The sequence below is a fragment of the Streptomyces sp. NPDC047043 genome (genome assembly GCF_040644055.1).
Lineage (GTDB): Bacteria > Actinomycetota > Actinomycetes > Streptomycetales > Streptomycetaceae > Streptomyces.
This window is the reverse complement of the sequence record NZ_JBEYVO010000007.1, coordinates 247,730-272,551: the sequence shown is the minus strand read 5'-3', so window position 1 is coordinate 272,551 and position 24,822 is coordinate 247,730. Positions and strand designations below refer to the sequence as shown.

Here is a 24,822-nt window from a genome sequence, read left to right as displayed (position 1 = left end):
GCAGGAGGACGGGCAAGTTGGGACGGGGCGCACGGAAGCGGACGGGGTGCCTCGGGCTGCGGGGACGATCGGCCTCGCCCCGGTGTCAGGCCCCCCGCACCGCCCGCCCCACCTCCGTCCGCAACGCCACGAACTCCGGCAGTCCCCTGGTGGCGATCTGCTCGCGCTTGCCCGGGAGTCCGACCGGCAGGTCCAGGACGACATGGGAGGCCGGGCCCGGGGACAGGACGACGACGCGGTCGCCGACGTACACGCTCTCGTCGATGTCGTGGGTGACGAAGACGATGGTCGTGCCCTCGGTGCGGTGGACCTCGAGGAGGAGGTCCTCGAGGTCCTCGCGGGTCTGGGCGTCGAGGGAGCCGAAGGGTTCGTCCATGAGGAGCAGGGAGGGGCGGTGGACCAGGGCGCGGGCGATGGCAACGCGTTGCTGCATGCCGCCGGACAGCTGCCACGGGTGGCGGCGGCCGGCTCCGTCGAGGCCGACGCGCTCCAGGATGCGCTCGGCCTCGGCGCGCCGCCCGGCCCGCGGCAGGCCCCGGCGGCGCAGCGGCAGTGCGACGTTGTCGCGGACGGTGAGCCAGGGGAAGAGGGAGCGGCCGTAGTCCTGGAAGACGACGCCGAGCCGGTCGGGTACGCCCGTGACCGGGGCCCCGTCGACGGTGACCGTGCCCTCGTGGGCGGGCCGGAGTCCGGCGACGGTGCGCAGGAGTGTGGACTTGCCGCACCCCGACGGGCCCACCACGCACAGGAGTTGGCCGTCGGGCACCGTCAGCGTGATGTCGTGCAGGACGCGTTGGTCGCCGTAGCGCTGGCCGACGGAGTCCAGGCGGAGTGTCATGCCGTGCCTCCCCTGCCGACGAGCCGTCGTTCGACGGCGAGCAGCGCGGTGTTGAGCAGGTAGCCGAGGACGCCGAGCAGCAGCAGCGCCGCCCAGACGGTGAGCAGGTCGGAGCGGGACTGGGCGTCGGTGAGCGTGTAGCCGATGCCGTCGGCGGTGCCGGGCAGCAGTTCCGAGAAGACCATGAGGATGAGGGCGAGCGACAGGCTGAGGCGCAGGCCCGCGAAGATGCGGGGCAGCGCGGAGGGCAGGAGCAGGAAGTGGAGCCGTTCGAGCGGGTTCAGCTGCAGGACGGCGGCGACGTCGAGTCGTAGCGGGTCCGTGTTGCGCACCCCCTCCGCCGTGTTGACCAGCACCGGCCAGACGGCGCTGAAGGCGATCGACGCGATCTGCATGGGCGGACCGAAGTCGAGGACGACGACGAACACGGGCACCAGCGCCGGCGGCGGCACGGCCCGCGCGAACTGCAGCACGGGGTTGCACAGCGCGTACGCCCGCCGCGAGCGCCCGACCGCCACGCCCAGCGCCGTCCCGGCGACGACGGCGATCCCGAACCCGGCCGCCATCCGGCCCAGGCTGGGCAGGACGTCCCGGACGGCCGCCCCGGTCAGGAACAGATGCCGGACAGGCCCAGAGAACCACAACTCGTGGGCGCGGTGCGCGATTCGGCCCGGCGGCGGGAAGTAGACGCTGCCGTGTGCCTGGGCCGCCACCTGCCAGCCGGCGAGGGCGAGCAGGAACACCAGGAGGCGCAGCAGCACGTGCCCCTTCATGACCGCACCCGCTCCTTCAGGACGCCACCTCCGCGCTCGACCGCCCGCCTCTGCGGCGTCCACGGAAACAGCCGCCGTTCCCCCCACACCAGCGCCCCGTTGATCAACAGTCCGAGCACACCTGCCCACACCACTCCCGCGAGCACGTCGCGTGTGCCGTCCGTGGCCAGTTGTGCCTGGGCGATGAAGATGCCGAGGCCCTCGCCGAAGCCGGAGAGGAGTTCGGTGGCGACGGCGAGGACGAGGGCGACGGCCGCCGAGATGCGGATGCCTGCGGCGATGAACGGGGCGGTGGCGGGGAGTTCGACGCGCAGCAGTACCGCGAGGCGCCCGAAGCCGAAGACGCGCAGGGTTTCCTTGGCGAGCGGGTCGGTCTCGCCGAGGCCGTAGATCGTGTTGAAGAGGACGGGCCAGACCGAGGCGTATGTGATCAGCGCGACCTCGGTCCCGATGCCGACGCCCAGGAGCAGGGAGACGAGCGGGATCAGGGCAACGGACGGCAACGGCCTGAGGAACTCGATGATCACGCGTACGGCGGAGTCCACGACCGGCACGCTGCCGAGCAGCAGACCGAGCGGCACGGCGATCGCCACGGCGAGCGCGAGCCCCAGTGCCCACGCCCACAGGGTGGCGCCCACGCCGTCCAGGAAGGCACGATCACCCGCCAACTCGACGGCGCGGACGAGGACTTCGGAGGCGGGCGGCAGATAGCTGCGCCGGACGAGACCCGCCCGCCCCACCGCCTCGCAGACCCCGAAGGCCAGCAGCACCCCGAGGGCTCCGAGCCACAGCTCCTGACGCCGCCTCAGCCCCGTCACCCCTTCACTTGACCAGCAGCGTCGCCGGGTCGACGGCCTTCTTCAACAGCCCCTGCTTCTTCATGAGTTCGGTCAGCCGCTGCAGCTGAGCCGCGTCGGCGGACGTCGGATACGCAGGCAGCCCGATGGACTTGGCCTGGTCCGCCGTCACCTTGGTGTACTTGGGGAGTTCCTCCCGTACGGCCGCCGGGTCCTCGGCGGCGATCTTCGAGGCCGCCTCGATGGCACGCCGGAACGCGGCCGCCGTCTCGGCGTGCTCGGCGGCGAACTTGCGCGTGGTGACATACCCGCTGATGGGCAGCGACTGCACGGGCGCCGACCCGCCGTCCAGCAGCACCCTCGCCTTCAACTCCCCCTGGATCGCGCTGTCGAACGGCTCCACCGCGTGCACGGCGTCGACCTGTCCCCGCTCCAGCGCGGGCCCCATCTGCGGGAACGCGATCTGCCGGTAGACGGGCCGGCCGATGCCCTTCGCGTCGAGGATCGCGTTGAGCGTGAGCGACTGGATGTTGTTGAGGATGTTGACGGCGACCTTCTTGCCCGCGAGGTCGGCGACGCTTTTGATCTTCGAGTCCTTCGGCACCAGTACGTCCATCATGTGCGGCGCGACCCGTACGCCCTCGGCGAGGATGCGGACGTCGAGGGTGCCCTTCTCGTCGGCCTGCAGGAAGGTCACGTAGTTCGCGCTCGCGATCACGTCGACCTGCCCCTTGGCCAGGGCGGGCAGTGCCTGGATGCTCTGTTGCACGGGCCGGATCGTCACGTCCAGCCCTTCCTTCCTGAACAGCCCGCGGTCCCGGGCGATGTAGAGGGCGGCGGAGTCCGTCAGCGGCAGGGCGGCGACGGTGATCTTCGTGTGCCCGCCGCCGCCCGTGGAGGTGGAGCCCCCGTCGTCGTCACCGCAGGCCGCGAGAAGCAGTGTCAGGGCGGCCGCGAGGGCCGCCGTTTTCCCGATTCCCGTCCGCAATCGACGTAACGCCATGCGGCATGACTATCAGGGAATTGTCATGATCACCACATAGCCACCAGTTGAACCGTCACTCTTTGGAGAAATGCGAAAGCGGTTGCCCGGTCACCCCTTCGCGGGCCGGGGATTGCCGGGTCCGCGCATCGCCGCCCTGTGGAGCTGCTCCACCTCGTAGCAACCGGCACGGTCCGGCTCGTTCCCCGGGAACACGAGACCACGCTGCCGTCCCGCGCCACGACGGTGCGTCTGGTGCCCCAGTCGGCGCTCTCCCCGCTCCCGGTGCGCCACGCCTTGAGGTGCATGGTGAGATCGGTCCACCGATAGGCCCGCAGGACATCGCCGGTGGCCACCACGACGCCGAGTTGGAAGCAGTACAGCCGGGGGTGGGGCCGCCTGCGCGCCGCTCGATCCGGGACACCAGGGTGCAGTAGGCCAGAAACAGGGTCTGGAGCCCGGCGAGGGGGGGCGAACCAGCCGTGCCAGATGCCGCCCTCCCCCTTGAAGATGTGCATGAGATCGAGCGTGGTGCCCACCCCCATGCCCACTGCCAGGGGCCCGAAGAAGATCCAGGCGTGCGAATAGGCAGGGCACGCGAACCTCACGTACCGGCCGTATCGGGCGTCCGCCCCCATGGCAAGCGCCTTCTCCCGCTCACGCCTGCTCTTTCCCACAACGCCTCCTCCACGTACTGAAAGGTGTTGCCCCCGCCCGGCCATGGGCGATAAATGGTGGCATGACCGTGCGCGAGGCCCCACCCGTTCCGGATGTCTTCGATCCGCGGCGGTATGCCGCGGGCGTGCCGTACGCCGACTACCGCGTCCTGCGCGACCACCACCCCGTGGCCCGACAGGACGAGACCGAGGTGCTGGGCTGGCCGGCCGGGCCCGGGTTCTGGGCGGTGACCCGGCACGCGGACGTCGTGCGCGTGCTGAAGGACTCGGCGACGTACTCCTCGTATCTCGGCGCGACCCAGATCCGCGATCCCGATCCGGCGGACCTGCCCTTCATCCGGCGCATGATGCTCAATCAGGATCCGCCGGGGCACGGGCGGTTGAGGCGCCTGGTCAGCCGGGCCTTCACCCCGGGCCGCATCGACCGCTTCACGGCCGTCGCGCAGGAGCGGGCCCGCACGCTGTTCGCGCAGGCCCTGCGGACGGCCCGCGCGGCGGACGGCACCGTCGACCTCGTCACCGCCGTGACCGACGACTACGCCCTGCTCAACCTCGCCGACCTGCTGGGCGTCCCGGACAGCGACCGCGGACTGCTGCTGCACTGGACCAGGCGGGTCATCGGCTACCAGGACCCGGGCGAGGCCGGTGCGCCGGTGCTGGACGCGGCGGGCAAGCCGGTCAACCCGCGCTCCCCCGCGATGCTCCGGGACATGTTCGCCTACGCCCAGCAGCTCGCCGCGCACAAACGGCGCCACCCCGCCGACGACGTCATGACCACGCTCGCCCAGGATCCCGAACTCGCCGACGCCGAACTGGAGATGTTCTTCTTCCTGCTCACCGTCGCGGGCAACGACACCGTCCGCAGCGCGGCCCCCGGCGGACTGCTCGCCCTGGCCGAGCACCCGGAGGCGTACGAGCTGCTCCGGGCGGGAGAGGCCGAACTTCCGGTCGCTGTCGACGAGTTGCTCCGTCTGCATCCGCCCGTCCTCACCTTCCGGCGCACGGCCCGGCACGACACCGAGCTGGCCGGGCAGCGCATCCGCGCGGGCGACAAGGTGGTCGTCTTCCACGCATCCGCCAACCGCGACGAGCGGGTCTTCACCGCCCCGGACCGCCTCGACCTGTCCCGCACCCCGAACCCGCACGTGTCCTTCGGCGACGGCCCGCACGTCTGCCTGGGCGCCCACTTCGCCCGGCTGCAGCTGCGGGTGCTGTACGGGGAGGCGCTGCGGGCGCTGCCGGTGCTGCGGGCGGCGGGGCCGGCCGGACGACTCACGTCGAACTTCATCAACGGGATCAAGTCGCTGCCGGCGCGGGTGAGTTGAGGGTCAGGCCCGCACCTGGATCAGCGCATGCGTCCCGCCCGTCCGCCAGCGCTGTCCCTCTGCCGCCACGAGCGCGGCCTCCGTTTCGGCGGTCAGGCCCGTGATCACGTCGGACTTCAGGGTGCGCAGGGCGGCGACCGGGCCGGGGAAGTGGGCGGTGACGGCTCCGAAGGGGGTCGTCGGGGGCCAAAGCCGGTCGCCCACCAGGCGACGGTAGTTGAGGTCGCCCTTCACGACGGTGACCGTGGCCGCGGCGAGTTCCGCCCGGAGGTCTTCGGGCATGTCCGCGTACGGCAGCGGGGCCGCGCTGAAGGGGTGGGCGCGGAGCGTGAGGCGGCCGTCGGTCATCGCCGACCACAGGAGGCGGCCGTACTCGACGGCGGCGCCCTGCGCCTCGGTCAGCCTCCGCAGGGCGTCGAGCACGTCGGCCGTCGTCGCGTCGGAGACGTAGTACGGGTACGGCTTGACGTGCAGGACCGCCCGTTCGACGCGCCCACGCTCGAGGAGATGGGCGATGAGGAGGAGGTCGGGGATGAGTTCGCGGCCGGCGTTGTCGGCGATGAGGTGCAGGGTGGCCGCGCCGGAGGGCGGGAGCAGGGACCACAGCGTCTCGCTGTCGTCGGCGACCAGGCCGGGGGCGGCCTCCTTGGTGTCGGCGGTCGCGTCGGACAGGCGGAAGCCGAGGTCGGCGCGGTTGCCCCACAGGGAACCGTGCAGAAGGGCCCGGTCCTGGTCCTCGGCGGACAGGGCGTCGAGGGCGGCCAGTTCCTCGTCCGTCTCCGGGGAGTCGAGCTCGGCCAGCTTGAAGGGGCGGAACGGGTCGATGCCCTGCCAGGGGCCGGGGGCGAAGTAGCCGACGGCTTCGAGGAGTTGGCGGTAGAAGTAGCTCTCCGACCAGAGCCAGGGGACGTCGTACCAGGAACGTCCGGCGTACTCGGCCACGCCCCAGGCCTGCCAGCGCTCCCGGTCGTGCGCGTCGGCGGGGAGCGGTTCGATCACGCCCTTGGTGCAGCTCGCGAGGAGCGCGTCGAGCGCGCGGTGCCGGTCGGGGCCGTACGGGAAGGCCTCCCGGACCTGACGGATGATCGCGGGATGCCGCTCGGCGAGCACGCTGTGCGGGAACGAACCCGGCTCGTTGCCGAGGATCACGGGCGCGAACGGGATGTCGGACATGCGCCTCACCATAGAGCCTGCGGCACGCCGATCCGGTCTCCCGCTACGCCGTTCTGCTCTCCCGTTCCAGGCGTGCCGCCAGGCTCAGATAGCGGGCCCGGCGGGTCACCGGGACCAGGCCGCGGATCATGACGTGCCACATCTCGGCGACCCGGCGGGGCTGGCGGGCCACGGGTTCGAGGGAACGGCCGACGACCCGGGTGCCGACGAAGAAGCTGACGAGGGAGTGGGCGACGGCGTCCACGTCGATGTCCGGGTGGACGTCGGACTCCTTGATGGCGCCGAGGAGTTTGCGGCCGGCTATGTCCCGCCACTCGGTGAACGGATGCGTGAGCGGCGGCCGTACGGGAAGTCCCCCGGTGGCCAGGCGCAGTCCGGCCCGTGGGATGGGGCCCTCCACGGACAGCCGCGCGATGCCGAAGGTGATGCGCATCAGGGTCTCGAGAGAGGAGTAGCCCCGGCCGTCCAGCTCGGTCGTCACCTCGCGCGAGGCCTTGGACTGCAGCTCCATGATGGCGTGCGCCAGATCCTCCTTCGCCGCGAAGTGGAAGTACAGGGCGCCCTTGGTGACTTGAGCGTGTTCGACGATGTCGCTCAGGCTGGTCGATTCGTATCCGCGGCGGTCGAACAGGTCTGCTGCGGCCGTGATGATCGTCGCGCGGGTCTGCTCGGCGCGTAACTGCCTCGCCATCGGTTGAACTCTCCTGGGACCGGAACCGAACACTCCTGGGAAGAAACTGAACCCTTCTGGGACGGGAAAGAACGGGTCATGCTGTTTGTTTCTTACTCCGTGTACACGATATCTCACCGTGCGGCGGCGTCGACGGCGCACTCGAACACCGTGGACTCGCCCTGCCTTCCCACCAGTTGGAGGTCGCTCGCCTTCCCGTCCGTCGCCTCGATCCACACGGGTCGGTCCAGCTCGGCGTACCTGTGGAAGATGGCGTGGAAGGAGGCCGCGGATCCCGGCTCGGCGGCCCGCACCCGCGCCGCCTGGCGGGCCGCCTCCAGAAGGAGCATGCCGGGTATGTGATCGAGTGGATGGTCGAAGAAAACGGGATGTGCGGTATCCACTCGTAACTGCCAGCGGTCGGGGCGCTCGGGCGGGGCCAGGACCACGTCCGCCGGCAGGGCGCGGCCCACCGCGGTCGCCGGCAGACCCGGCGGGAGGGGCAGTGCGGAGATGTTCGCCGGGGTGCGGCCGCCGCGCAGTCGCCGGTAGACGGACTCGCTGGTCCAGCTGACGGCCAGGTACGCGGTGGCGACACGCTCTCCGCCGAGGCGTACGGCGGTGTCGTACGCGAACGCGATGGGACGGCCGGCGCGCCGGCGGATGTCCACGACGGTGACGTCGAGGGTGGGTTCGGCGGGTACGGCACCGACGGCGAGGTGCTCGGGACGCGTGGTGAACTGCAGTTCCTGGAGGACGAAGCAGTGGTCGAGCGGGGCGTCGTACTCGGCGTGCGCGAGGAGCGCCCCGCACTGGCGGACGGTCTCCGCGACGAGCAGCGGCTCGTACGCGGACCGGTCCGACGACACGTGTAACTGATGTGCCCGCGGCCACTGGCCGAATAGCGTGAACTGGTCCGGTCCGGTCTGCCGCCAGCCCGTCAGGAACGTTTCCGCAACTGCCGCGCGGTGCACGAACTCGCGGGGCACGGTGGCCGTCAGAGTCATGTGCGACATGTCCCTCCCTCGGTCCCCCTGAAAGCGGACGACGGACCAGAGGGCGAGGTGCCCGAGCCGGTGAGCGCTAGAGTACGAGGCGACCGGTTGGTTTTCAATGAGACATAGGTGACCCCGAAGGGCGTGCGACCGGTTCCGCGTAGGTCCGGGGCATCGGCCAACTCGGCGTGGTGGAGGGGCACTTATGGTGAAACAGGAGCGCGCCGTCCGGACGCGCAGAGCGATCCTGGAAGCGGCGGGCGCGGTCTTCGACGAGCACGGCTACACATCCACGACCATCGCGATGGTGCTGGAGCGGGCCGACGTCACCAAGGGCGCCCTCTATTTCCACTTCCCGTCCAAGGAGTCCCTCGCCCAGGCCGTGCTGGACGAGCAACTCCCCCTCGGTGCCGTGCCGCCGCAGCCGTGCAAGCTCCAGGAGATCATCGACATCACCTTCGTCTTCGGGCAGCGGCTGCTGAGCAACGCGCTGCTGAAGGGGAGCGTCCGGCTGACCGTGGACCAGTCCGCGCCGCCCGGTGTCGATCACAGCGGGCCGTTCAGACAGTGGGCGGACCATCTGGTCGAACTGCTGCAACAGGCCGACAAGCAGGGCGAGTTGCTGCCCACGGTGCAGCCGAGGGACACCGTGGAGCTGCTTGTCGGCGCGTTCGCCGGGATCCAGCTGATGTCACGGGCGCTGACCGACCGGGACGACCTCGCGCACCGCATCTCGGTCCTGTGGTCCCACATCCTGCCCAGTGTCGCGGTGCCCGGGCTGCTCCCCCGTATCGACGCCGCCCCCGACCGCGGACCCCGGGTCCTGGCCACCATGCCGTGACGACGACGGGCCGGCCGGTGCCCCATCCGCACCGGCCGGCCCGCCCGTTCGGGGGCACCGCCCAAGAAGGTCCTCGGACGCTCGTCAGAACGTGAGCTTCCAGCTGTTCAGCGTGCCCGTGTCCTGCGCCGCCGTGTCCTGCACGCGCAGCTTCCAGGTGCCGTTCGCCGTCTCGCTCGACGCGTTCACGGTGTAGGTGGTGTTGACGTTGTCGGCGGAGTCCGAGGAGCTCGCGGACTTCAGGCGGTAGGTCGAACCGTCCGGTGCGACCAGGTCGATCACCAGGTCACCGCGGTAGGTGTGGGTGATGTCGACGCCGACCTGGAGAGCGGAGGGCGCGTTCCCGCTGCGGCCGCTGACGGCGATGGAGGACTCGATCGCCGAGCCGTTGTCCGGTACGGCGACCGCGGTGGTGTTGGAGAAGGTGGTGCCCCCCGTGGAGCCGCCGGAGCCGCTCACCGCCTGCACCGTCCTGGCGGCGTCCGCCAGACCCGCACCGCAGCCGCCCGAGCAACTGCCCGGCAGGGCACGGGCGTTGTTCTTGATGGCGGTCTCGATCTGCGCCGGGGTCAGGGACGCGTTCGCGGACTTCACCAGTGCCACCAGGCCCGCGATGTGCGGGGTGGCCATGCTGGTGCCCTGGTAGTAGGCGTACGACTCCGAAGAGGGCGTCTTCGTACCGGAGTTGAGCGTGGACAGGATGCCGTTGGCGGTCCCGGTGCTGGTCTGCCCGCCGGGCGCCGAGATGTCCACGAGCGAGCCGTAGTTGGAGTACGAGGCCTTCGCGCCGGAGCGGTTGGTGGCCGCGACCGAGATGACGTTGTTGCAGTTGCCCGGCGAGTGGTTCGCGACGTTGTCGTTGTCGTTGCCCGCGGCCACGACGACGGTGGTGCCGCGGTTCACGGCGGCGGTGATCGCGCTCTGGGTCGCCGAGGAGCAGGCGCCGTCACCGCCCAGGCTCATGTTGATGACCTTGGCGACGTTGGAGTTGGCGGGCACGCCGGAGACGCTGCCGCCGGACGCCCAGGTGATGGCGTCGATGATGTCGGAGTCGTAGCCGCCGCACTTGCCGAGCACCCGCAGCGGGGAGATCTTCGCGCCGTACGCGATGCCCGCGACGCCCTTGTTGTTGTTCGTGACGGCGGCGATGGTGCCGGCGACGTGCGTGCCGTGCCAGGAGGAGCCGGAGGCCGGGATCCCGGAGCCGCAGTCGCCCGCGTTGTACCAGTCGCCAGGGTCTGCCGGGTTGCTGTCACGGCCGTCGCCGTCCACCGATACGGCGGTGTCGGCGATGAAGTCGTAACCGCCGACGATGTTCGCCGCGAGGTCGGAGTGGGCGACGTAGCCGGTGTCGATGACGGCGACGGTCACGCCGGAGCCGGTCGACGTAGGCCAGGCGCCGGGCACGTTCATGCCGGCCGTCGACTCGAAGAGGTCCCACTGCTTGGCGTACTCGGTGTCGTTCGGGTCGGCCTGCGGCCGGTTCAGACGGTCCGGTACGACGTAGGCGACCTGCGGGTCGGCCTTGAACTCGGCGACCACGTCGGCGACTTGGGCGGTGCCGGGCCTGTCGCCCAGGTCGACGAGGGCGGCGCCGGTGCCGAGGCGGCGGCGGAAGTCGACGTCCTCGCCGGCCTCCTTGCCCTTGGCTTCGGCGTCGGCCGCGGCGGCCTTGTTCGACCTGGCCTCCTCGGCGCCGGACTTGTAGCCGACGATGAGGCGCTCGGCCGGGGTGCCGGGGGCGGCCTCGGCCTGGGCGGCCGGGACGGTGGCCCGCTCGGTGGCGGGTTCCTGGGCGACGGCGACCGAGGCCGTGGCCGCGGTGATGAGGGCGGCCGAGGCCGCGGCGACGGATATCAGCTTCCGTCCGCCGGTTCGGGGTGTACGCACGGGCGTGCCTTTCGTGGCCGGCTCCGGACAGCGCGGAGCGGCAGGGGGAATCGCTTCGTCGTCGAAGCGGCGGGGGGTGGTGCGAAAAGCGGTGCGGCGCGGTGGCCGGCCAGGCGCGAGCGCGAACCCGTTCGGGGTTGCCTGTGGGTCGGCTGTGCAGGAACGATAGGCAAAGAGATGGTCATGGGGATACAGGGGAAACCCTCGATCAGGCCGGAAACACACCCTCGACGTCGGCCGGTTGACCTGCCTTGCCCCGTTTCACCTCGAACGTCACACGGTGAACGCGCCGGGCCGTTTCCCCGTAATCCACGGGAGCACCCGTTCCCGCGCCGGCCGAGGAGACGTTCCGGATGTCCCGGATGACCGCACACCGCACCGCCCTGGCGGCCGCCCTCGCGACCCCGTTCCTGCTGTCCCTGTGGGCGGCGGGCCCCGCACAGGCGCACGGCGCACCGACGGATCCGGTCAGCCGGGTGTACGCCTGCTCCCCGGACGGCGGCGCGAACGCGAAGACGGCTGCCTGCAGGGCTGCGGTGGCCGCGAACGGCGCCCCCTTCACGTTCTGGGACAATCTGCGGGTGGCGGGCGTGAACGGCCGGGACCGTCAGGTCATCCCCGACGGAAAGCTGTGCAGCGGCAACCTGCCCGCCTACAAGGGCCTCGACCTCGCCCGCTCCGACTGGCCGACGACGAACCTGACGCCCGGCGCGACGATGACCATGAAGTACGCCTCGACGATCCCGCACACCGGCACGTTCAGGCTCTACCTCACCAAGCCCGGCTACGACCCGACGAAGCCGCTGAGCTGGTCCGAGCTGCCGGCGCAGCCCTTCGCCTCGGTCAAGGACCCGGCACTGACCAACGGCGCCTACCGCATCACCGCGAAGCTGCCGTCCGACCGGACCGGGCACCACGTGCTCTACACGATCTGGCAGAACAGCAGCACGACGGACACGTACTACTCGTGCTCGGACGTGGTGTTCCCGGCTGCCAAGAGCAGTGGTAGGAGCGGTGGCTCCGCGGTGTCGGCCTCACCGAACGGCGGCGAGAAGAGCGCGAGCAGCAGCCCTTCGGCAACTCCCGGATCCCGTGCGACTCCCTCCCGCACCGCCGAAGCCGCGGCGAGCCCGCAGCAGAAGGACACCGCCGCCCCCGACAGCACGCCGGTGGCCTCGACGTCCGCCGCCGACTCCGGCCCGTCCGCGCCCATGCTGGCGGGCGGCGCCGCTGCGGTGTTGGTCCTCACCGGCGGCGCCGCCCTGGCACTGCGTCTGCGTCGACGCTGAACTACCCCTGCTGGAGCGTCAGTTGACGTAGACCGTGGCGCCGTTGTCGGTCACCGGGGCGTACTTGGCGGTGAAGTAGCCGCTGCTGAAGCAGAGCGACGAACCGGACGACTTGGTGAACGCCTGGTTGGTGAAGTTGATGCTGTTGTCGTCGTTGCTGGCCGTGCCGGTCAGGCTGGAGGCCTGGTAGACGCAGCTGATGCTGCCCAGCAGGGTGGTCAGCTTGACGGTGGTCTGGATGGTGGAACCGCTCGCCGGGGTCACGGTGATGGTGCCGTCGGAGGCCACGCTGGTGGTGTACGGCAGGTTGTCGACCGTGATGCTGCTGACGCCGAGCACACCGACGACGTTGCTGGTGCAGCTGCTGCTGTCGAAGGTCTGGGCGCTGACCGACTCGGTGGCCGTGCCCGGCGCGGCCGGGTTGTCGGTGACGGTGGCGGTGAACGTGGACGACGTGCACTTCACGCCACTGGTGCCGGTCGCACTGGAGTAGAGGGTGGCGCTGGTGCCGCTGGCCAGCGGGGCGGAGAGGACGTCGCCGACCGCGACGGCGGTGCCGCCGGCCGAACCGGTGGTCAGGACCGCGGTGTCGGCCGCCGAGGCCGGGACGGCCGCGGGGATCGAGAGGGCGGCGACGGCGCCGAGAAGGGTGACGAGGGTGCGAGTGCGCATGCGGGGGTCTCTTTTCTGAGATGTGGGGGCTACTTCTGAGGGTTTGGGGGGCTGCTTCTGCAGAGTTGGGATGAAACAGGCGTGGGGGGACGCGAATCGGCGTCCGCCGTTGCCGGCCCGTGACGCCTTCTCCGTACGTGACGGACCGGCAACGACGACCGGCCGGTGACCGACCGAAGACCCGTGGGGAGGGCCGCCTGCCGAACCGGGCGGGAGAGGCGGGCCCGCACGGACCAGGGGGGAAGTGCCCGTGCGGGACCGTCGGAGGGCGTGGGGGTTTCCGGGAACGCGGGCGATGCCGCGCGGCGGGATCCGGCGCCACGGATCCGGGGGAAGCCAGGGGAAGTTGTAGACCTGATGGTCAGTCAACGTCAAGGCGGATCAAGGGAGTTGACGATCGTTCAAGAGGCTGCCGGGAGTCGTCGCACACCACCGACGCACAGGTGGGGCACAACGAACACTCTTTTTTCACAACTCCCTTGACCCTTAAAAGTAACCACGGGTAACTTCCTCGACGGCTACTGCGGAGTACGAGAAAGCCCTTACACCCGCCGGGAGTTGTGAGGAGTCGTGCGCCCCAGTGCGCTGTCCGCGCCAGGACAACGTGCCGCTGACGCCCAACCCGCACTGACTAATGCACATGGGAGCAGAAATGGCCTCGTCCTCGGACGTCAACCCGTCCGCCGACCACACCCCCGGGACCGAAAGCGGTTCCACGCCCGACCCCGTGAGACGCGGGCGGGTCCGGCTGCGCCGTGCCGCGGTGATGGCCGTTCCGGCCGTCGCGGTCGCCGCCGGCCTCGCGATCATGACCGCCGAGGGGGCACTGGGGGTCTCCTTCTCGATCTCCGGCATGCCCTTCACGGTCACCGCCAAGTCGCTCGACGGCACCGGCTTCGAGCAGTTCGGCGCGCTGGACAGCATGATCGAAAACAGCCCGAACGCGGGCGACACCGGCGGCCAGGTGCTGGTCGTCACCTCCGCCATCAAGAGCGCGACGCTGGACAGCCTGTGCCAGAGCGTGGACCTGGGCGGCACGAACCTGCTCATCAAGGCGGGCAGCGGCTCGTCGAAGGTGCAGGCGACCGATCTGACCACCGACTCGACGGAGCTGTCGGGCGACGCGTCCTTCAACAACATCGAGATCGGCAACGACGCGAGCACGCTCACCAAGGCCGGGGTCAAGGGTCCGAAGGGCGTCTTCAGCCAGCAGGCCGACACGGTGCACATCGACAACCTGCGGCAGACGAACTACGCGACCACGGCAGGCGTGTTCAAGCTTCCCGGCCTGAAGCTGTCGTTCAGCGACTCGGGTTGCTGATGTCGGAAACCCCGAAGCAAGGCGTGCGGCCCGCTTTCCGTGAGTGGCGGGCCCGCCGTCCTTTCTGGGGCGGGCTGCTGCTCGCCCTGGGCGGGGCGGAGATCCTGCTCACCGAGAAGGCCTCGGTGAAGGTCATCATGCACTCCGGTGCGCAGAACCTGGCCGGCTACCTCCTGCCCACCGTGATGCTGCTGTGCGGACTGCTGATCCTCTTCAGCCCCTCGCAACGCCTGTTCTACTCGATCATCGGCGTCCTGGCCTCCCTGGGCACCTGGCTCACCTCCAACCTGGGCGGCTTCTTCGTCGGCCTGCTCCTGGGAGCCGTCGGCAGCTGCCTCACCTTCGGCTGGCTGCCGGACCAGGAGCCGCGCGTCAGCCGCCGGCAGCGCCGGAAGCAGGCGCGGGCCGCGGAGGCGGTCCAGCTGTAGGCGTCGGCCCAATTCGAGCGGGCCGAGCGGCGCCATTCGACCCGACCCCGGAGGCCCGTACCTCCGGGGTCGTCGGCCTCTGCTCAGGAAGCGGCCGGGCCCCGGGTCACGTCCGTCGGCTCCACGACCGTCGGGACGGCCGGGTGGTCGCCCTCGTCCTTCATCGCCTTCGCCTCGCTCTTGAGGATGCGCATGGACTTGCCCAGGGCGCGGGCGGTGTCCGGGAGCTTCTTCGAGCCGAAGAGCACGATCACGACGATCGCCACGATCAGCAGATGCCAGGGTTCCAGTCCGTTGCGGAGCATCGCCACACCCTCCCTTTCCTCAACTTCTTCTTACGTCGGCAGGGGACACTTGCCGCTGCTCGCCCGCACATCGACGGTTGCTACATTGCGCAACTGTACAACCATGGCAGCGACGTAAGAGGCGCCGATGACCGTCACCAACAGCCGGACGACAGCACCCCCGCGCCACCGCGCCGGCCAGGGCGGCCCGGGCGAGGGCGGTGCCCGGTCGGCCGCCCGCGAGCGCAGACGCCGGCGTGGCCGCCGGATACGTTTCGCGCTCGCGTTCGTGCTGTCGCTGCTGGTGCTCGCGCTCGCCGGAGCGGGCTGGCTCTATCTGAAGCTGGACGGCAACATCAACACCTTCGACTCGGGCGGCCTGTCCGACAACCGCCCGAAGGCGGGCTCCTCCAAGGGCGAGAACGTCCTGGTCATCGGCTCCGACACCCGCACCGGCGGCAACGACAGGCTCGGCGGCGGCAACAAGGACGACGTGGGCCGCTCCGACACCGCCTTCCTGCTGCACATATACGCCGACCACAAGCACGCCCTGGCGGTCTCCATACCCCGCGACACCCTCGTCACCATCCCGCCCTGCAAGCTGCCCGACGGCACCTGGACGAAGACCCGGACGGACACGATGTTCAACGCGGCCTACTCCGTCGGCGAGACCGCGAAGGGCAACCCCGCCTGCACACAGAACACGGTCGAGCAGCTCACCGGACTGCGCGTGGACCACACGGTCGTCGTCGACTTCAAGGGTTTCGCGAGCCTGACGTCGGTGGTCGGAGGTGTGAAGGTGTGCCTGCCCAACGACGTGTACGAGAACGACCTCAACCCCAACCGCACCACCCGCGGCAAGCTGCTGTTCAAGAAGGGCGAGCAGACCGTCTCCGGGCAGAAGGCGCTGGACTACGTCCGCATCCGGCACGGCATCGGCGACGGCTCCGACATCGGCCGTATCAAACGCCAACAGGCCTTTGTGGCAAGCCTGTTGAAGGAGGTCAAGAGCAACGGCCTGACGCCGACCAGGCTGCTGCCGCTCGCCGACGCAGCCACCAAGTCGCTGACCGTCGACCCCGGCCTCGGCTCCGCCGACAAGCTCATGTCCTTCGCCATGTCGCTGAAGGACATCGACCTGCACAACACCAAGTTCGTCACCGTCCCCTGGCGGTACGACGGTTCGCGGGTGGCCGTCGTGCAGCCGGACGCCGACGACCTCTTCGCCGCACTCAAGGCGGACCACACGATCGACGGCAAGAACGCGAGCGGCAAGAAGAGCGGCGCCAAGGCCGGCGCGTCCCCCTCCCCCTCCGCGTCCCCCGTGTCCGGCACCGGCATCGACGTCACCGTCTACAACGGCACCACCGTCGGCGGCCTGGCCGCCCGCGGGGCCGCCACGCTGACCTCGGACGGCTTCACGGTCACCGGTACGGCGACAGCGTCCACGCAGGACCACACCACGACGCTGGTCGAGTACGGCGCCGGGGAGCAGGCCGCCGCCGAGACGGTCGCCAAGGCGTTCCCGGGCGCCCAGCTGCAGTCGGTGACCCGGGCCGGCATCAGCGTCGTACTCGGGCAGTCTTACGCGAACACGCCCACCGCCACCGCCTCCCCGACGGCCGTCCCGAGTTCGGTCGCCGCCGGCGCGCGATCCGCCGACGACAACCTCTGCTCGAACCTGACGTACGGCTGACGGCGCAGACGCACCGGCCGGTCAGATGCCGAGCACCGCTCGGGCGGTGAGGAAGTAGATGACCAGGCCGGTGGCGTCCACCAGGGTCGTCACCATCGGGGCCGAGACCACCGCCGGGTCGATGTGCAGGCGCTTGGCCAGCAGCGGCATGGTGCCGCCGACCGTCGCCGCCCAGCCGCAGATGACGACCAGGGCGACGCCGACCACCACTGCGATGTGCGCGCCCACGAACAGCGTGCCCAGCACCAGGCCCAGCCCGGCGAGGATCGCGCCGAGCACGACGCCGACCCGGCACTCGCGCCAGACGACCGCGGGCAGGTCGCAGACCCGCACCTCGCCCACGGCCAGCGCCCGGACCGCGGCGGTGGCCGCCTGCGCGCCCGCGTTGCCGCCGGTGCCGATCAACAGCGGGATGAACGTGGCGAGTTGGGTGACCTTCTCCAGGGTGCTCTCGAAGGCCTCGGTCACCGTGACGGTGAGGGTCGCGGCCAGCAGCAGGAGCAGCAGCCACACGACCCGGTAGCGCGCCAGCTGCCACACGGTCGCCGCCATGTAGTGCCCGGCCCACGGGGCCGCCCCGGACTGCCGGGCGACGTCCTCGGTGTCGGCGTCCTCGATGACGTCCACGGCGTCGTCGATGGTCAGCAGCCCCACGAGCCGTTCCTCGTCGTCGACGACGGGCAGGGCGAGCGCGTCGCTCTCGCGCATCAGCCGCGCCGCGTCCTCCGCGGAGTCGGCGGCGTGCGCCCGCGCGGCACCGCTGACGACGTGGTCGGCGAGGTCGTCGTCCGGCGGGCTGAGCACCAGCTCGCGCAGCGAGACGACGCCCGTCAGCCGCCGCCCGCGGTCCACGACGGGAAGGGTGTACACGGTCTCGGCGTCGGCGCCCTCCCGCCGCACCCGCTCCAGTGCCTGATGGATCGTCAAGTGTTCTTCCAGCACCAGCACTTCGGAAGTCGTGCGGCGCCCGACCGAACCCCGGGGGAAGCCGAGCGGCGTGGGTCGGTCGGGCAGCGGCCGGGCGTGCAGGGCGTGGCGGTCTTCGGGCAGCTGGGTGTACGTCATGGCAGGTCACCTCGGCAGGACGGCGGGACGCGGGGCGGCGGGTGCACGGGAGCTGACTGGGAGGTTCGCTCTGCACGGCGAACCACCTCCCTCCGCATGCGCGTCGCGTACGACGTCCTGGGCCGACAGCCAGATGGTGCGCACCGCCGCCGGCTCGGGCGAGCGGTGCGGCACATCTGCCGGTTTTCCTCCATGCCGGTCGGGTGGGCCGAAGGATGCGTGCAGGTGATCAAGGGGCCGCCCCGGTGGGGAACGCTGGGCCCACCGGGGCGGTGTGGGGGGCGCCGGGTCAGGTGAGCTGGACGAGGCCGAAGGTGACGCCTGCCGGGTCCCGGAGTACGGCGGTGCGGCCGACGCCGGGCAGTTCGGTGGGCGGCGTCAGGACGGTGCCGCCGAGGGCGGCCGCCGCGACCGCGGAGCCGTCGATGTCCTCGACGCCGAAGTGCAGGGTCCAGCCGGCCGTGCCCTCGGGCCCGCTCGTGATGCCGCCGAACTCCGCCCTGCCGTCGACGAAGGTGAGGTGGGCGGCGGCGCCCCCGGCCGGCGGTACGGCGGCGCTCCAGCCGAAGACCTGCCCGTAGAAGGCCTTGGCGCCCTCGGTGTCCGGGGTCCTGAGCGTGAACCAGGACGGTGTGCCGGGCTCGCGGACGAGGCCGGAGCCGGGGTGCTTGTCCGGCTCCCAGGCACCGAACAGGGCGCCGTCGGGGGCCTGGTGGACGGCGGCGCTGCCGGCGACCGACACCTTGGTGGGCGGGCTGACGACGCGTCCGCCGGCGGCCTCGACGGCCTTCGAGGTCGCGGCCAGGTCCTCGGACATGAAGTAGACGCTCCAGCCGGCCGAGTGCTCCTGGCCCTCCCGGAGCTTCACCGCGCCCACGATCTTCTCCCCGTTCAGCGTGAAGTTCACGTACCCGGTGGGGAGTTGGAGGGCTTCCCAGCCGAAGAGGGAGCCGTAGAAGGCGCGGGCGGAGTCGACGTCGGGGGTGTCGAGGTCCGCCCAGCAGGGCGCGCCGGCCGGGTGGCGAGAGATCTTCATCGGTTCTCCTCGGGTCGCAACGATCGATCTTCGTCCAGCCTGGCCGCGCCCCACGGACCGCTCCAGCCGGCGCCGGCAACTCGCGGATTCCTTCCATGCGCCCCGGCCTTCGCGGTGATTTCGTCCACCGCGATCGCTGCGGCGACTTCTTCGGGAGTACGGCCGTCGGTCGCCACGACGGCCGTGGCGACCTGCTCGTACAGATGCCGGCGTGCCTCGGCCAGCTCGCGCCAGCGCGTGCGCGGGTCGACGGCGAGGAGGGGGCGGTCGGCGGTCAACCCCGGGCGCCGCAGGGCCTCTTCGACGCCCATCGTGAGGTGGACGACCGGCTGCCCGGCCAGCAGCGCGCGCGTGTCCGCGTCCAGGATCGAGCCGCCACCGAGGGAGAGGACGCCGTGGTGTTCGCCGAGCGCTCGGTGCACGGCCCGCTTCTCGGTCGCGCGAAAGGCGGCCTCGCCGAAGTCGCGGAAGAGCTCCGCGACGGTCCGGCCCTCGGCGGCCACGATGTCGTCGTCCGTGTCCCGGTGGGCGACGCCGAGCCGTTCGGCCAGCAGCCGCCCGACCGTGGACTTCCCGACACCCGTCGGCCCGACCAGGACGACCAGCGGACCGCTCATCGGATCGCCAAGTGGTCCAGATACGACCGCACGTTGCGGCGGGTCTCGGGCACGCTGTCGCCGCCGAACTTCTCCGCCACCGCGTCCGCCAGCACGAGCGCGACCATCGCCTCGGCGACGATCCCGGCGGCCGGCACCGCGCACACGTCGGAGCGCTGGTGGTGGGCCAGGGCGGTTTCGCCGGTGGCCACGTCGACCGTCCGCAGGGCCCGCGGCACGGTGGCGATCGGTTTCATCGCCGCCCGCATCCGCAGCAACTCCCCTGTGGTCAGGCCCCCTTCGGTGCCGCCGGAGCGGCCGGAGGACCGCTGGATGCCGTCCTGCGTGTTCACGATCTCGTCGTGCGCCCGCGAACCCGGCACCCGGGCCAGTTCGAAGCCGTCGCCGACCTCGACGCCCTTGACGGCCTGGATGCCCATCAGTGCCGCGGCCAGCCGGGCGTCCAGCCGCCGGTCCCAGTGCACATGCGAGCCGAGGCCGACCGGGACGCCGTACGCCAGCACCTCGACCACACCGCCGAGGGTGTCGCCGTCCTTGTGGGCCTGGTCGACCTCGGCGACCATCGCCTTCGACGCGACCGCGTCCAGGCAGCGCACCGGGTCCGCGTCCAGCCTCGCCACGTCCGCCGGGGTCGGAAGGATGCCGTAGGGCGCCTTCGCGGCGGCCAACTCGACGACGTGCGACAGGACTTCGACGCCGGTCGTCTCCTTGAGGTACGACCGCGCCACCGCGCCCAGCGCCACCCGGGCCGCGGTCTCCCGCGCCGAGGCCCGCTCCAGGATCGGCCGGGCCTCGTCGAAGCCGTACTTCTGCATCCCCGCCAGGTCGGCGTGGCCGGGGCGCGGGCGGGTCAGCGGGGCGCTGCGGGCCAGGCCCGCCAAGACCTCCGGGTCGACCGGGTCGGCCGCCATGACTTGCTCCCATTTCGGCCACTCGGTGTTGCCGACCAGGACCGCGACCGGGGAGCCGAGGGTCAGGCCGTGCCGGACGCCGCCGAGGAAGGTGACCTCGTCGCGCTCGAACTTCATCCGCGCACCGCGTCCATAACCGAGCCGGCGCCGGGCCAGGTGATCCGCCACCGTCTCCGTGGTGACCGGCACCCCGGCCGGAAGCCCCTCCAGCGTCGCCACGAGTGCCTGGCCGTGGGACTCCCCCGCGGTCAGCCAGCGCAGTCTGCTCACCTCGGCTCCTCCGGTGCGGTCGGCAGGCGCAGCCCGCGGTGGATGTCCATGGCGGCCGAGGAGTGGTTGAGGGTGATGTAGTGCAGGCCGGGGGCGCCCTCGTCGAGGAGGCGCTGGGCGAGGGCGGTCGCGTGGTCGACCCCGATGCGGTGGGACTCGGCGGGGTCGTACTGCGCGGTGCGCAGGCGCAGGGCGAGGTCGTCCGGGAAGGTCGCGTTGCTGAGGCGGGCGAAGCGGGCGATCTGTTCGTAGCGGGTGGCGGGCATGATGCCGGGGATGACCGGGGTGTCGCAGCCCGCGGCGGCGAGGCGGTCGCGGAGCCGGAGGTAGTCCTCGGCGCGGAAGAACATCTGGGTGATGGCGTAGTCGGCGCCGGCCCGGCACTTGGCGACGAAGTGGCGGACGTCGCTGTCCCAGTCGGGCGAGCGCGGGTGACGTTCCGGGAAGGCGGCGACGCCGATGGAGAAGGCGCCGCAGGAACGGATGAGTTCGACGAGTTCGGCGGCGTGGCCCAGGCCGTGGGGGTGCGGGATCCAGGGGGCCAGCGGGTCGCCGGGCGGGTCGCCGCGCAGCGCGAGGACGTCGCGGATGCCGGCGTCCGCGTAGCGGCCGATGATGCCGCGCAGTTCGTTGGTGGAGTGCCCGACGGCGGTGAGGTGGGCGACCGGGCGCAGGGTGGTGTCCTCGGCGACGCGGCGGGTGAGCTCGGTGGTGAGTTCGCGGGAGGAGCCGCCCGCGCCGTAAGTCACCGACACGAAGGCCGGGTTGAGGGTCTCGACGCGGCGCAGTGCGCTCCACAGGGCGCGTTGTCCCTTGCCGGTCTTCGGCGGGAAGAACTCGAAGGAGTAGGAGCGGTGGCCTGCCGCGATCAGTTCGGCGGGGCCCCGGCGGGGGCGGGTGGCCACGGGTGCGGGTGCCGTCATGCCGGGTCGCCTCCGGTCGCGGTGTAGGTCTGGGTGCCGATGCGGGACAGGGCGAGGGTGGCCAGGGCCGAGCCCCACCGGGCGCGGCGGACGGTGTCGTGGCCGGCGGCCAGGGCGGCGAGGTATCCCGCACGGAAGGCATCGCCCACGCCGGTCGGGTCCACGGCATCGGCGGCCGGGACGGCGGGGACGTCCAGCGGGGGGTCACCGGCGCGTTCGACGCGGCTGCCCTTCTCGCCGAGGGTGGTGACCCAGGTGCCGACGCGGCGCAGGACCTCGCCGTGGGTCCAGTCCGTCTTGGCGAGCAGCAGGGCGTGTTCGTACTCGTTGGTGAACAAGTGGTCTGCGCCGCCGACGAGTTCACGGATCTCGGCGCCGTCGAGCCGGGCCAGCTGCTGGGAGGGGTCGGCGGCGAAGGGGATGCGATGGGTGCGGCACGCGCGCGTGTGCCGGAGCATCGCGGCCGGGTCGTCGGCGCCGACGAGGACGAGGTCGGCGCCGCCGTGCCGGCGCAGGGCCTCGGTGAGGTCGATGTCGGCGGCCTCGGTCATCGCGCCCGGGTAGAAGGAGGCGATCTGGTTGCCGTCCTGGTCGGTGGTGCACAGGAAGCGGGCGGTGTGGCGGGTGCGGGAGACGTGGACACCGGAGACGTCCACGCCGAGCGCCGCGAGCCGCTCGCCGTACGGGGTGAAGTCCGCGCCCACCGCCCCCAACAGCAGGGGCCGGTGGCCGAGTTGGGCCAGGCCGTAGGCGATGTTGGCGGCCACTCCCCCGTCACGCACCTCGAGGGTGTCGACCAGGAAGGACAGCGAGACGTGGTCGAGACGGTCGGCGAGGAGCTGGTCGGCGATGCGGCCGGGGAAGGTCATCAGATGGTCGGTGGCGATGGAGCCGGTGACGGCGATCCGCATGTCAGGCCCCCGCCGCGAGCCGCAGCGCGTCCACGCGGTCCGTCTTCTCCCAGGTGAAGTCGGCCAGTTCGCGGCCGAAGTGGCCGTAGGCGGAGGTCCGGGCGTAGATCGGGCGGAGCAGGTCGAGGTCGCGGATGATGGTGGCCGGGCGGAGGTCGAAGACCTGGCGGACGGCGTGCTCGATCGCCGGCTGCGGTACGGCGGCGGTGCCGAAGGTCTCGACGAACAGACCTACGGGCTCCGCCTTGCCGATGGCGTAGGCGACCTGGACCTCGCAGCGGCGGGCGAGGCCGGCGGCCACGACGTTCTTCGCCACCCAGCGCATCGCGTACGCCGCCGAACGGTCCACCTTGGAGGGGTCCTTGCCGGAGAAGGCGCCGCCGCCGTGGCGGGCCATGCCGCCGTACGTGTCGATGATGATCTTGCGGCCGGTGAGGCCCGCGTCGCCCATCGGGCCGCCGATCTCGAAGCGGCCGGTGGGGTTGACCAGGAGGCGGTAGTCCTCGGTGTCGAGCTTGATGCCGTCGTCGGCGAGGCGGGCCAGTTCGTGCTCGACGACGTGGGTGCGGATGTCGGGGGCGAGGAGCCCGTGGAGGTCGACGTCGGCGGCGTGCTGGGTGGAGACGACGACGGTGTCGAGGCGGGCCGCGCGGCTGCCGAGGTACTCGATGGTGACCTGGGTCTTGCCGTCGGGGCGGAGGTAGGGGGTGACACCCTGTTTGCGGACCTGGGCGAGGCGGTGGGCGAGCCGGTGCGCCAACTGGATGGGCAGGGGCATGAGTTCGGGCGTCTCGTCGCAGGCGTATCCGAACATCAGGCCCTGGTCGCCCGCGCCGCCGGTGTCGACGCCCTGCGCGATGTCCGGGGACTGGGCGCCGATCGACACGGACACCCCGCAGGAGCGGCCGTCGAAGCCCTTCTGGGAGGCGTCGTAGCCGATGTCGAGGACGGCGTCCCGGACCAGGCCGGGGATGTCCGCGTACGCCGTGGTGGTCACCTCTCCGGCGACGTGCACCTGGCCGGTGGTGATCAGCGTCTCGACGGCGACCCGGGCGTGCGGGTCCTGGCCGATGAGGGCGTCGAGGATCGTGTCGCTGATCCGGTCGGCGATCTTGTCGGGGTGTCCCTCGGTGACGGACTCCGAGGTGAACAGGCGGCGGGACATGGCTCTCCCTGGGTTGCAGCGGCTGCTGACTGATGAGTGGAGGGTGAGGGGCCGGAGAGCTCCTCGGGGGATGTGGAAGCTCTCCGGCCCGGCTGAAGGGGGTCAGAGACGGGCGGTCGTGAGCGCCCGCGCGATGCGCACCACGCGTTCGGCCTGGACGCGGGCCGCGTTGCGGGTGACGTCGCCGACCGGGAGCGTGCCGCCCGCGTCGTGGTGGGCGGTGCCGTACGGGTTGCCGTCGGCGAACTTGTCGGGGTGGGTGAAGCCGGGGGCGACGACGATGCCGCCGAAGTGGTGGAAGGAGTGCATGAGGGCGAGCAGTGTGGACTCGTTGCCGCCGTGCGGGCTGCCCGTGGAGGTGAAGCCGCTGTAGACCTTGTCGGCCAGTGCGCCCTTCTTCCAGGCGCCGCCCAGGGTGTCGAGGAACTGCTTGAGCTGGGCGGCGACATTGCCGAACCGGGTCGGGGATCCGAACAACACGGCGTCGGCCCACAGGACGTCCTCGACGCCGGCGAGGGGGATGTCGGCGGTCGCCGCCTCGTTGGCGGCCCAGGCCGGCTGGGACTCGACGGCCTCGCGCGGGGCGAGTTCCGCAACCCTGCGGAGGCGGACCTCGGCGCCCGACTTCTCGGCGGTGTCGGCGAGTTCGCGGGCGATCTCGGCGACGTGGCCGGTGGCGGAGTAGTAGACGACGGCGACGTTCACCGTGTCCGTCGCGGCGCTCACCAGTCCGCCAGGTGGAGGGAGGCGAGCGGGTCCGGTACGTCGAGCGCGGAGGCCGGGTGGGTGAACGTCCGGTCGTAGTAGAGGAGCGGGGTGCGGTCGTCGTCGACGTGGGTGTCCAGGACACGGCCGACGAGGATGCTGTGGTCGCCGCCGTCGAGCACGTCGTGCAGGGCGCAGGCGACGCGGGCGCAGGCGTCCGGGGAGCCGGGCAGGCCCAGTTCGCAGGGTTGCATGTCGCCCTCGGCGAACCGGTCGACGCCGGAGCGGGCGAAGCGCCGGGCGACCTGCTCCTGGCCGTGCGCGAGGAGGTTGACCAGGAAGCGGTCGGTGGTCGTGAACGCGATGTGGGTGCTGGCGGTCTTGTTGAGGCAGACCAGGACGAGGGGCGGGTCCAGGGACAGGGAGGAGAAGGAGGTCGCGGTGAACCCCCGGCGCCGTCCGGTGCCGTCGACGGTCGTCACGACGGTCACCGGTCCGGGCACCCTGGACATGGCGTGGGTCAGGGCCTTGCCGCTTGCGGCAGACATGGGTTGCTCACTCTCCGGTG

25 protein-coding genes are annotated in these 24,822 nt (G+C 71.4%); 6 read left to right on the top strand and 19 right to left on the bottom strand.

The window, feature by feature from the left end:
- Nucleotides 1-85 precede the first annotated feature (85 nt).
- The 4 genes from ABZ880_RS13465 to ABZ880_RS13450 are packed head-to-tail and all read right to left on the bottom strand — an operon-like array spanning nucleotide 86 to nucleotide 3,411.
- On the bottom strand, nucleotides 86-838 hold the full coding sequence (locus tag ABZ880_RS13465) for an ABC transporter ATP-binding protein (RefSeq protein WP_361260960.1): 753 nt from the start codon (nucleotides 836-838) through the stop codon (nucleotides 86-88).
- Entirely contained in the window at nucleotides 835-1,611 is a 777-nt protein-coding gene (locus ABZ880_RS13460; protein WP_361260958.1) for an ABC transporter permease, read from the bottom strand. The genes ABZ880_RS13465 and ABZ880_RS13460 overlap by 4 nt, the downstream gene beginning before the upstream one ends.
- On the bottom strand, nucleotides 1,608-2,429 hold the full coding sequence (locus ABZ880_RS13455) for an ABC transporter permease (RefSeq protein WP_361260957.1): 822 nt from the start codon (nucleotides 2,427-2,429) through the stop codon (nucleotides 1,608-1,610). The genes ABZ880_RS13460 and ABZ880_RS13455 overlap by 4 nt, the downstream gene beginning before the upstream one ends.
- 4 nt (nucleotides 2,430-2,433) lie before the next feature.
- Nucleotides 2,434-3,411, bottom strand: a complete 978-nt coding sequence (locus ABZ880_RS13450; protein ID WP_361260955.1) for an ABC transporter substrate-binding protein — start codon at nucleotides 3,409-3,411, stop codon at nucleotides 2,434-2,436.
- Between the two features lie 718 nt (nucleotides 3,412-4,129).
- Here ABZ880_RS13450 and ABZ880_RS13445 point away from each other — a divergent pair.
- The gene (locus ABZ880_RS13445) at nucleotides 4,130-5,392 is read left to right on the top strand and encodes a cytochrome P450 (protein WP_361260953.1); all 1,263 of its coding nucleotides are present in this window, start codon (nucleotides 4,130-4,132) and stop codon (nucleotides 5,390-5,392) included.
- 3 nt (nucleotides 5,393-5,395) lie between these two features.
- Here the strand turns inward: ABZ880_RS13445 and ABZ880_RS13440 are convergent, their stop codons facing one another.
- The 3 genes from ABZ880_RS13440 to ABZ880_RS13430 form a co-directional block, all read right to left on the bottom strand.
- Nucleotides 5,396-6,565, bottom strand: a complete 1,170-nt coding sequence (locus ABZ880_RS13440; protein ID WP_361260951.1) for a damage-control phosphatase ARMT1 family protein — start codon at nucleotides 6,563-6,565, stop codon at nucleotides 5,396-5,398.
- Between the two features lie 43 nt (nucleotides 6,566-6,608).
- The gene (locus ABZ880_RS13435; protein ID WP_361260950.1) at nucleotides 6,609-7,256 is read right to left on the bottom strand and encodes a ScbR family autoregulator-binding transcription factor; all 648 of its coding nucleotides are present in this window, start codon (nucleotides 7,254-7,256) and stop codon (nucleotides 6,609-6,611) included.
- Nucleotides 7,257-7,369: 113 nt separating this feature from the next.
- Complete coding sequence (locus ABZ880_RS13430; RefSeq protein ID WP_361260948.1) at nucleotides 7,370-8,251, bottom strand: ScbA/BarX family gamma-butyrolactone biosynthesis protein; 882 nt, start codon at nucleotides 8,249-8,251, stop codon at nucleotides 7,370-7,372.
- Nucleotides 8,252-8,435: 184 nt separating this feature from the next.
- Between ABZ880_RS13430 and ABZ880_RS13425 the strand changes: the two genes are divergently transcribed.
- Nucleotides 8,436-9,071, top strand: a complete 636-nt coding sequence (locus ABZ880_RS13425) for a ScbR family autoregulator-binding transcription factor (RefSeq protein ID WP_361260946.1) — start codon at nucleotides 8,436-8,438, stop codon at nucleotides 9,069-9,071.
- A gap of 84 nt (nucleotides 9,072-9,155) precedes the next feature.
- Here ABZ880_RS13425 and ABZ880_RS13420 read toward each other — a convergent pair whose 3' ends face one another.
- Nucleotides 9,156-10,961 carry a S8 family serine peptidase gene (locus tag ABZ880_RS13420; RefSeq protein ID WP_361260944.1) on the bottom strand — a complete coding sequence of 602 codons (1,806 nt, stop codon included), beginning with the start codon at nucleotides 10,959-10,961 and terminating at the stop codon, nucleotides 9,156-9,158.
- A gap of 353 nt (nucleotides 10,962-11,314) precedes the next feature.
- Here ABZ880_RS13420 and ABZ880_RS13415 point away from each other — a divergent pair, with 353 nt between their 5' ends.
- Entirely contained in the window at nucleotides 11,315-12,250 is a 936-nt protein-coding gene (locus ABZ880_RS13415) for a lytic polysaccharide monooxygenase (protein ID WP_361260942.1), read from the top strand.
- Between the two features lie 18 nt (nucleotides 12,251-12,268).
- On the opposite strand, the gene ABZ880_RS13410 is transcribed toward ABZ880_RS13415, so the two are convergent.
- Nucleotides 12,269-12,922, bottom strand: coding sequence for a Tat pathway signal sequence domain protein (locus ABZ880_RS13410; RefSeq protein ID WP_361260940.1), 654 nt, complete (start codon nucleotides 12,920-12,922; stop codon nucleotides 12,269-12,271).
- A 652-nt stretch (nucleotides 12,923-13,574) separates the two neighbouring features.
- Here ABZ880_RS13410 and ABZ880_RS13405 point away from each other — a divergent pair.
- Together ABZ880_RS13405 and ABZ880_RS13400 are read left to right on the top strand one after the other, a co-directional pair.
- The gene (locus ABZ880_RS13405) at nucleotides 13,575-14,243 is read left to right on the top strand and encodes a DUF6230 family protein (RefSeq protein WP_361260938.1); all 669 of its coding nucleotides are present in this window, start codon (nucleotides 13,575-13,577) and stop codon (nucleotides 14,241-14,243) included.
- The gene (locus ABZ880_RS13400) at nucleotides 14,243-14,671 is read left to right on the top strand and encodes a DUF6114 domain-containing protein (protein ID WP_361260937.1); all 429 of its coding nucleotides are present in this window, start codon (nucleotides 14,243-14,245) and stop codon (nucleotides 14,669-14,671) included. Before ABZ880_RS13405 ends, ABZ880_RS13400 begins: the two co-directional genes overlap by 1 nt.
- Nucleotides 14,672-14,754: 83 nt before the next feature.
- On the opposite strand, the gene tatA is transcribed toward ABZ880_RS13400, so the two are convergent.
- A complete protein-coding gene (tatA, locus tag ABZ880_RS13395; protein ID WP_361260935.1) occupies nucleotides 14,755-14,976 on the bottom strand; it encodes a Sec-independent protein translocase subunit TatA in 222 nt (73 codons plus the stop codon).
- 127 nt (nucleotides 14,977-15,103) lie between these two features.
- Between tatA and ABZ880_RS13390 the strand changes: the two genes are divergently transcribed.
- On the top strand, nucleotides 15,104-16,651 hold the full coding sequence (locus ABZ880_RS13390; RefSeq protein WP_361260933.1) for an LCP family protein: 1,548 nt from the start codon (nucleotides 15,104-15,106) through the stop codon (nucleotides 16,649-16,651).
- Nucleotides 16,652-16,672: 21 nt separating this feature from the next.
- On the opposite strand, the gene mgtE is transcribed toward ABZ880_RS13390, so the two are convergent.
- From mgtE to ABZ880_RS13345, 9 genes are all read right to left on the bottom strand, one after another.
- Nucleotides 16,673-17,716, bottom strand: a complete 1,044-nt coding sequence (gene mgtE / locus ABZ880_RS13385) for a magnesium transporter (RefSeq protein WP_361260932.1) — start codon at nucleotides 17,714-17,716, stop codon at nucleotides 16,673-16,675.
- 289 nt (nucleotides 17,717-18,005) lie between these two features.
- Nucleotides 18,006-18,752 (bottom strand): VOC family protein, encoded by a 747-nt coding sequence (locus tag ABZ880_RS13380; RefSeq protein WP_361260930.1) that lies wholly within the window; start codon nucleotides 18,750-18,752, stop codon nucleotides 18,006-18,008.
- A complete protein-coding gene (locus tag ABZ880_RS13375; protein ID WP_361260928.1) occupies nucleotides 18,749-19,369 on the bottom strand; it encodes a shikimate kinase in 621 nt (206 codons plus the stop codon). Before ABZ880_RS13375 ends, ABZ880_RS13380 begins: the two co-directional genes overlap by 4 nt.
- Nucleotides 19,366-20,550: a chorismate synthase gene (gene aroC / locus ABZ880_RS13370; protein WP_361260926.1), complete on the bottom strand. Its 1,185-nt coding sequence runs from the start codon at nucleotides 20,548-20,550 to the stop codon at nucleotides 19,366-19,368. Before aroC ends, ABZ880_RS13375 begins: the two co-directional genes overlap by 4 nt.
- Complete coding sequence (gene metF, locus ABZ880_RS13365) at nucleotides 20,547-21,473, bottom strand: methylenetetrahydrofolate reductase [NAD(P)H] (RefSeq protein ID WP_361260924.1); 927 nt, start codon at nucleotides 21,471-21,473, stop codon at nucleotides 20,547-20,549. The genes aroC and metF overlap by 4 nt, the downstream gene beginning before the upstream one ends.
- Nucleotides 21,470-22,384: a carbohydrate kinase family protein gene (locus ABZ880_RS13360; RefSeq protein WP_361260922.1), complete on the bottom strand. Its 915-nt coding sequence runs from the start codon at nucleotides 22,382-22,384 to the stop codon at nucleotides 21,470-21,472. Before ABZ880_RS13360 ends, metF begins: the two co-directional genes overlap by 4 nt.
- Before the next feature lies 1 nt (nucleotide 22,385).
- Nucleotides 22,386-23,549 carry a methionine adenosyltransferase gene (gene metK / locus ABZ880_RS13355; RefSeq protein WP_361260921.1) on the bottom strand — a complete coding sequence of 388 codons (1,164 nt, stop codon included), beginning with the start codon at nucleotides 23,547-23,549 and terminating at the stop codon, nucleotides 22,386-22,388.
- 102 nt (nucleotides 23,550-23,651) lie between these two features.
- Nucleotides 23,652-24,275 (bottom strand): NAD(P)H:quinone oxidoreductase, encoded by a 624-nt coding sequence (gene wrbA, locus ABZ880_RS13350; RefSeq protein WP_361260919.1) that lies wholly within the window; start codon nucleotides 24,273-24,275, stop codon nucleotides 23,652-23,654.
- A complete protein-coding gene (locus ABZ880_RS13345) occupies nucleotides 24,272-24,802 on the bottom strand; it encodes a flavin reductase family protein (RefSeq protein ID WP_361260917.1) in 531 nt (176 codons plus the stop codon). The genes wrbA and ABZ880_RS13345 overlap by 4 nt, the downstream gene beginning before the upstream one ends.
- Between the last annotated feature and the right edge of the window lie 20 nt (nucleotides 24,803-24,822).